The following is a 7,331-nucleotide window of genomic DNA, read 5'->3' as shown; positions in this document are numbered from 1 at the left end:
TCGTGTTCTCGGCGATGCCGTGACGGCGGGCGATGTCAGGCACCGAGGCGCCGGCTTCGTGTTCCTTCAGGATCGAAATTATTTTCTCTTCGGAGTAGCGCTTGCGCTTCATTTTGGGACCTCCCAGAGTCAGAATTATAGGGAAATCCCACATTCAGGGTGGCTCGAATTACAGGGCTACGGTCACCGTTAGTGCATAAAATTTCATTTAGGTAGTTTTTCGCCGCTGATATAGATCTCTTATGCGTTCGAATTCCCGATAACGGACGCTTATAAGCAATCCCCCAGGTGGCAATCTTCGACCAACAGCGAACGCTTTTATGCGGCTTTTAACGCGGTGATCAGGTCAACCTGTTAATATCTATTAAAATGTCAAAGACCTTATTAATATACTGCCAGGTGGCCTAATTTTGAGAGATTTCGAGCAAAAATGAAAAGCAAGGCTTCAATAATCCTCATTATAGTTGCCACACTCTTCTCACATCTTGCTATTGCCAGTGCAGGTTGGACAGATTACGTAACTGTAGCAGAGCTAATTCCGACTTCCCGTCACTACTATAAATTTAGACTCCCGGTTAAGAATAATCCAAGTGGTTGTAAAGAGAAAAACTGGTTCTATCAAAACTATGACTCTCGCGGTTCGGATAAAATGTTCGATACTCTACTCGAGGGAATAAAATCGGGACTTCAGCTGCGTGTTTACGTTACAGGAATTTGTAATATTGATGGGTACTCAGAAATATCATCTATTGGCATCATCCCGTAAGATTGCCCGCCTAACAAGCGCATGCAGTCGATGAAACCAATCGCTGTGCTGTTACTTCCCCAATAGCAGACGCTGAAAAGTGATACCTGGGCTTCTGAGTTCGGCCAGAAGCGAACACTCAGCAAACAAATTATGATCGCAAATATGGGCTTTTCAAATAGATGGCGCGCCTTGGGCGATTCGAGTTCCCGACCGTTCGGCTCGTAGCTCTACTGATAAAATAGTAGGTTTTTGTAAAACAATAACCTGCGGTCTCGATCAATCTCGAAATGTAGCATTAAGCAGTGCAAATGAGCCTTATTTGGTAAGCTGGAACAATACCTGTTCAATTCCCCAGGATATTCCTCGTGTCCTTTTTGGCGAGTTTTGCCGCTTTTTTCTCTTTGGGCGACATTGCCGGTTTCTTTTTGGCATCGCGTTTGTTTTTGTGTTCTTTACTCATGTTATTAACTCCTGGAAAACGGTGGGGAATCAGTTACAACAGCGCCTTCTATTAAAGCAGGCTATGTTTGGCTGTAACAATTTGTAACTACTGAAATCGATGGAGAGTAGCCCGTCCTGTGATGTAACTATGGGAAGGCCGCTATTCGGCAAGAGGTAAGCTGACGTTGGCGGAGGAGATCTACCAGACCACCTTAGCATAGATAAAGTCCCGGCAGGGGATAATTACGATTGTCTGGCTACCTAAAATATTAAATTGGTAAATTTATCATTTACCGGGGTTTTACTGTTAATGGTATTCAACTGCTTGCTCGATATAATTTCTCCTGTGAGATTGAGCGATAGTATTTTCCTTTATCCTGGTAGATGAGGTTCGGGAGTTATAGGGCACTTGTATAACCTTTTTACCTTTGCTTTTTAAATAGGATTCCACATCGATATTGTAGGGTTTTTTGCCCCAATCTTCTCCTACAACGAATATATCCACATTCAATTCCTTACAACCAGAAATATATTCAAGTTCATGGTAGGGACGTACGATATCAACGCAGCGCAAAGCTTTCAGCATTTCCGCTCGTTGATCGAGGGGAATAACAGGTACATTAGGTTTATAAGAATTCACCACTCGATCGGAGGCAACACCAACTGCAACGACATCACCTAATGTTCCGCAGTACTCTAGTAATGCAAGGTGCCCAACATGTAACAAATCAAAAGTGCCTACCGTATATACAATCATTGTGTAAATTAACTCCTAATATAAAATATTTTTCGCTACTGCAGCTTTTTAATCTCGTTATCTGCTAAAAAAGTTTCCAGCCATAAACACCTGTCATTGCAAGCGTATAAATCGCAAGAAAATAAACATTGCGCGGATTTCCAGAAAGCTTTGGTGTCTTGATCTGGGACACATTCATGATCGCAAGTCCTACACCACTGGCATAGAGCACGACTGAAAAAATCCCCTGACTTAAAATACTTTCAAATAAAAATATGAAAACCAGAATAATATTGTTGTTATCGAGAGCTAGACCCGTATATTTCGACTCGCCAGAAAGACCAAAAGTGCTGAAATAACTCAGTCGTATCGCACTTGCAGCGAGCATTAAAAAAGCTCCTGCTAGAAATATTGGGTCAAAGTTTCCATAACTCAGCAGAAGAACGGCCGGAGCGACTCCATAGCTCACAATATCTATTAATACGTCAAGCTGGCCACCAAAAACTTGGTCGGTCCCTGTCCGCCCTTTCATTCTTCGTGCAATAAGTCCATCCGCCCAGTCAAAAGCAACGGCCCAGATCATGCCAATCATTGCTGCGTAATAAACCCCAAGAATACTGAAGTAAATGGATAAAATGGTGCAGGCTAATCCCGCAAGTGAACATAGGTTGGGGAGGTCTTTTACAAAAGAAAGAATGGTTGGTTGTGGTTCTCGAAATTCGGTGTTGCCTGTAGTCATAGTGATCCAGAAAGTGATAGCTAATTCTTGGGTGATACCAAGTAGATATAGAGAATTTTGTCGGCATAACGCAAGAATCAGCAGGCAACAACAGTGCAGCGTAAAGGTGTAACAGTTACAGGATATAGATGAACAGTGTTACGTTGCGTGAACCGCGAAGCCAGGATTTAGGTGGCGACGATAAAAATGATGTGGTTGATGCCACGCTGAGTTAACGAACGTAGAAAGAACGACAAGAACGCAGAATATACCACATAAAAAATTATTAATCGCGGTGTATATAGAAAAGTCCCGAAATGGGATCACCGTTTAAGCACACTCAAAAAATCTCATAAGTCATTGACCTTCAAGGATTTAAAGATGGCGCGCCTGGAGAGATTGTGCTGTACGTCCTGCGCGGCACACCTACGGTTAGCCTGAGAGTCTCTTTAGGGTCGTTAGCCGCCTTTTGCAAATAGATCCTCAGCGTCTGCTTTTCGGATAGCAGACACTCAGATCCATAACACCAGGGTTTTGCTACGGCCAGTAAAAAGACCCAGATTTTTACAGTAAATACGTATCCCCTTTCAAACGGTTTAACAGTCGTGACCCTATCTCATTGCGCGCCGGTCACCTTTTGGGAATAGGAAGGATTAGCGCGCGGGCGCGGGCCCAGAGTGGCCAGCCAGGCAACAAAGTCCATTGGCTCGAACAATATCTGTGTCGTGCAGCCGCGGCCGGTTGACGAACAGGTGGGGCACTCGTGGACCTCTTCAGAGCAGTTCTCGCAGCAATCGAACAGAATGAAGACCGCTAAGCAGATTAACAACATCAACAGTGATGACAAGTGCATTGGAAATCCAAAGCATGTTATATAACATGCTTAAAGCTTATTAACAATTCATATAAATCGTTTTGTTGACATAATTCTATAGTAGTGTGCTCAAAAAAGTGCACCGCTTCATGGAATGCCATCTATATAACTTGATAATTGTGGATTGACGTACTATATAGCTTGCTTTACATGTAATTCGCACTATGCCGAGAAGCTCACTCTCCTATTCCTTGATCAGCGATGCAGCCCTGGGTTCGTTGGCCGCTCTCGGGGCCCGCCTGAAAGATGCCCGCCTGCTCAGAAACTGGACCCAGGCCGATGCCGCGGTTAAAGCCGGATTGTCCGAGAGCTCGATCAGAAAAGTCGAGGCCGGTTCACCGCACATCACGGTCGGCGCTTACCTTGCGCTGCTTGACGTGCTCGGACTACCGACGGCGTTCGATCGGGTCATCGCCCGGGGCGACGATACCCTGGGTGAGGCCCTCGGTCGTAACGCCATGCGTAAGCGTGCACGCGCACCTCTCGCATCGGATGCAGACGAGTTCGACATCTGATGCCGGAGAAACTATTCATCCACGCGGACCTCGGCGACGGCACGATACTGCTCGCCGGTCAATTGATTGTCGACGACAAGGCCGGTCGCTTTAAATATGCGAAACCCTATATCAACCATCCACGGGCATTTGCTTTAGACCCGATCAACCTGCCCTTGAACTCCGACATCCACGTCAAACATCGCACCCGCGACACGCCCGCGATGTTCGGCGTCCTGATCGACGCGGGACCCGACGAGTGGGGCAGGCGCTGGCTTACCAAAACCCGGCAACCACCGCCGGTCACACAAGTCGAATTCCTGCTCGCCGCCTCGGGCGAAGGCGTGGGCGCATTGCACTTTACGGCGGATATCGGCGACCCGGTACGACCGCCGCCCGAGCGACCGTTCGAAGGCCTGGTACATTTGCAGCACATTGCCGCTGATATCGAGGCCGGCAAGGAAGTGGACCGCGCGTTGGAGCCCTTCTTTTTTCACGGCAGTGGCATCGGCGGCGCGCGGCCCAAGTCACTCATCGAAAACGACGGCCGCGAATGGATCGCGAAATTCAACCGCGATTCGGACCTGGTCGATATGTGCCGGGTCGAGCTCGCATCGATGCGCATGGCGCACGAAGCCGGCATCGAAGTACCGGATGTGAGCCTCACGGAAACCGATCGCGGGCCGGTGCTATTGGTGGAACGCTTCGACCAGTCCCCCGACGAGCAGCATCACCTGGTCTCGGTAGCGAGTCTCATCAACAAATTCGATATCACCGAGATCGACGAATCGACGATGTCATATCCCGGCATTACCCAGCTCGGCAAGCGCATCGGTCATCTGACCAGCGATCTCGGCACGGATGTGTTTCGCCGCATGCTATTCAACATCGCGATCGGCAACACCGACGACCACCTGCGGAACCACGCCTTCATGAAGCGAGCTTCGGCTTCGGACTACTCGTTCTCTCCCGGCTACGATATCGTGCCCCAAATCAGCCTGCAGGGTTCACATGCCATCGCTATCGGTCCTTTCGGGAGTAGCCCCACCGCCGACAATATCCAGGCCGCAGCGAAGCGCATGGGTGTGGCCGATGACCTTGCCCACGAAATCGCCGCTGCAGTGCTCGAGGTGACAGCGACCTGGCACGATTACATGACCGACGCAGGCCTCGGAGCATCCGATCTGGCCTTGCTCGAACGCTGTTTTGCGTTGCGCGACGTCGTCGAGCGCTGGCACGACAAAGCTGCGAAGGTCGCAGACCTTTAGCTAGCCTCGTCCCGAATACTCCGAGCTTCAGACAGATTATGCTTTTTTTTTCTTAAAAGTTTGTATTCGTCTGCCTACCGCAGGCCATCGTCCAAAATTTTTTTCTGATCGGCCAGATCTATACGCTGGGCGGCTCACAGGAGCAACACCCTGAGTCAGTTAAATCGCTCTTACCAGGATGGTGAGGGATTAAACTGAGTAACGCGCCGACGGCTGAACTCAGTGGGACAGCGTAAAAGTCGTTTTAGCTCTCGTTCCAGCATATTCTGCTGTACAGCAATGAATCATCGCTTTGGCGCTCAACCACATCCAGCCAATTACCGCTTTGATCCTCGGTTTCCCAGGTACCCACCGCGTATCCAGTGTCTCCCTGATCCTGAAAGTCCAGAGTTTTGATGATCAAATTGTAGCCTCCACCCGAATCTTGCAGTTCCTTTTCGTGGCTCTTCTGGATGGCTTGTCGCCCAACGGCTGGGGGATTTCCGGGTGACAGGTGCATCGCATCCTCGGTAAACAAACGGGATAAAACCTCCGCATCTCCCGCTTCGGTAGCGCCAGCATATGCATTATTGAGTTTGTCAAACTGGTCGCGCATTGACATAACATTCTCCTCTATCTGGTTACAGGGTGTGTTACCGGAGTTCCAATGAGGAGTATATCTTGATGTACCTGCCCCCATTGGGCGCCAGCACACTCGAACAGGTAAGTATATGCCCGGCCATTCTTTTCCACAAAGTAAATTGGTTTATTGCCGGGTCTGCGAATAAGGTGAATTTATCAATGCTGGAAGCTCGTGAGTGCTTAACAGTGTTCAACAGAAAGTGGAAATTGCTACCGCTATCTGGTCAGTCTATTCTGGCTAAGGTCTGCCGACTTCCAAAAAACCGGGCCTTCTATGCTTTTTCAATCAGGACCGCCTCGATAGCGCGCACAATATCTTCCGATTTTTTGTATCGAGCTTATCGGAATGAGGCGGGGCAAACCGATCCTCGTCGTTGTCGAAGTACTGGCCCGAGGCACTTTCAAAATCATCAGCCAGCGCCGCGCAAACCAGTATTTTATCGGGTTAAAAGCTTTATAATTGGGTTGTTAGGTGTCAGTAGGTAGTCTGATGTCAAAGTATGAAACAATGCGAACAGATCCGGCTAACTGGAAACTGGGAATCGTGTACTGCTGTAACGATGATCCTCGTATCATAGTAAGGAATTTGCTGCCCTTTGGGTGGACCTGGAATTTTGGGCATCAAAAAGTTTATATCGCGATACTGGTAGCCATTGCTTCGTTTCTAGCACCTCCATTCATAGCTTGGCAGATGGGAGTACACTCTACATTGGTCATCGGAATTATCGTTGTCGTGGCATTCATCACCGTAGTATTAGTAGCTAGTCGATTAGCACGGGACCCTGATGCATGACCCTGCAACCTTACAAGCGCCTGCAGGCGGGCGCGGCAAAGCCCCGACACTGATGTGAGCGTCACGCGAATCGGCATATCTTTGAAGAGAGTACTATCGCTTGTCGCGATACTTATTGCGGCATACTACGTTTGGAATGATCTAGGACTAGAGGATCGTATCGGTTCTCCAAGTTCGTCCGGGGATTCTGTTCTTGAAGAAGCTTTCGAACAGCGTCAGAGCGATCTTCAGGTACAAGGAAGTGGTGAGATCGTGAAGATTTTAGCTGACGACAACGACGGTTCTCGCCACCAGCGATTCATCTTGCGATTGAACTCTGGTCGAACATTGCTAATAGCTCACAACATTGACTTGGCACCCAGGATTTCTTCTCTAAATAGAGGCGATACTGTGGAGTTCTACGGAGAGTATGAGTGGAATTCGCAAGGCGGCGTCATTCATTGGACGCACCATGACCCTCAAGGTGTACATGTACCGGGTTGGTTGAAACACAATGGAAAAACGTACCAGTGAATCCAACAACCAGTTGCTACCTGTCAGCTAATACCAGTATCGTTGAGAACGGGTGTAAGTATCTATATTGGGTAGTTCTCCGACGCTGCAAAATGCTAGCTGAGTGTCTGTTTTCTTCAAAGGAG

Annotated in this window: 8 protein-coding genes and 1 pseudogene; 4 read left to right on the top strand and 5 right to left on the bottom strand. The window is 48.4% G+C overall.

What is annotated here, in order from left to right; genetic code table 11:
• Nucleotides 1-112: transposase (locus OES20_18455; protein ID MDH3636677.1), on the bottom strand; the 112-nt coding region annotated here is incomplete at its 3' end.
• 318 nt (nt 113-430) lie between these two features.
• On the opposite strand from OES20_18455, the gene OES20_18450 reads away from it, so the two are divergent.
• Nucleotides 431-766: a hypothetical protein gene (locus OES20_18450; GenBank protein ID MDH3636676.1), complete on the top strand. Its 336-nt coding sequence runs from the start codon at nt 431-433 to the stop codon at nt 764-766.
• 730 nt (nt 767-1,496) lie between these two features.
• Here the strand turns inward: OES20_18450 and OES20_18445 are convergent.
• Together OES20_18445 and OES20_18440 are read right to left on the bottom strand one after the other, a co-directional pair.
• The gene (locus OES20_18445) at nt 1,497-1,946 is read right to left on the bottom strand and encodes an adenylyltransferase/cytidyltransferase family protein (GenBank protein MDH3636675.1); all 450 of its coding nucleotides are present in this window, start codon (nt 1,944-1,946) and stop codon (nt 1,497-1,499) included.
• A gap of 64 nt (nt 1,947-2,010) precedes the next feature.
• Nucleotides 2,011-2,664, bottom strand: coding sequence for a CDP-alcohol phosphatidyltransferase family protein (locus OES20_18440; GenBank protein ID MDH3636674.1), 654 nt, complete (start codon nt 2,662-2,664; stop codon nt 2,011-2,013).
• 1,017 nt (nt 2,665-3,681) lie between these two features.
• On the opposite strand from OES20_18440, the gene OES20_18435 reads away from it, so the two are divergent.
• The gene (locus tag OES20_18435) at nt 3,682-4,032 is read left to right on the top strand and encodes a helix-turn-helix domain-containing protein (GenBank protein MDH3636673.1); all 351 of its coding nucleotides are present in this window, start codon (nt 3,682-3,684) and stop codon (nt 4,030-4,032) included.
• Nucleotides 4,032-5,279 carry a type II toxin-antitoxin system HipA family toxin gene (locus tag OES20_18430; protein MDH3636672.1) on the top strand — a complete coding sequence of 416 codons (1,248 nt, stop codon included), beginning with the start codon at nt 4,032-4,034 and terminating at the stop codon, nt 5,277-5,279. The genes OES20_18435 and OES20_18430 overlap by 1 nt, the downstream gene beginning before the upstream one ends.
• 244 nt (nt 5,280-5,523) lie before the next feature.
• On the opposite strand, the gene OES20_18425 is transcribed toward OES20_18430, so the two are convergent.
• A complete protein-coding gene (locus tag OES20_18425; GenBank protein ID MDH3636671.1) occupies nt 5,524-5,880 on the bottom strand; it encodes a DUF4440 domain-containing protein in 357 nt (118 codons plus the stop codon).
• A 306-nt stretch (nt 5,881-6,186) separates the two neighbouring features.
• A pseudogene (locus OES20_18420) lies at nt 6,187-6,342 on the bottom strand (oxidoreductase).
• A 510-nt stretch (nt 6,343-6,852) separates the two neighbouring features.
• On the opposite strand from OES20_18420, the gene OES20_18415 reads away from it, so the two are divergent.
• Nucleotides 6,853-7,206 (top strand): DUF3465 domain-containing protein, encoded by a 354-nt coding sequence (locus tag OES20_18415; GenBank protein ID MDH3636670.1) that lies wholly within the window; start codon nt 6,853-6,855, stop codon nt 7,204-7,206.
• The last annotated feature ends 125 nt before the right edge of the window (nt 7,207-7,331 follow it).

The sequence above is a fragment of the Gammaproteobacteria bacterium genome, from assembly GCA_029862005.1.
Classification (GTDB): domain Bacteria; phylum Pseudomonadota; class Gammaproteobacteria.
Note: the sequence above shows the minus strand (reverse complement) of the source record. Positions and strands in the feature narration are given on the sequence as shown.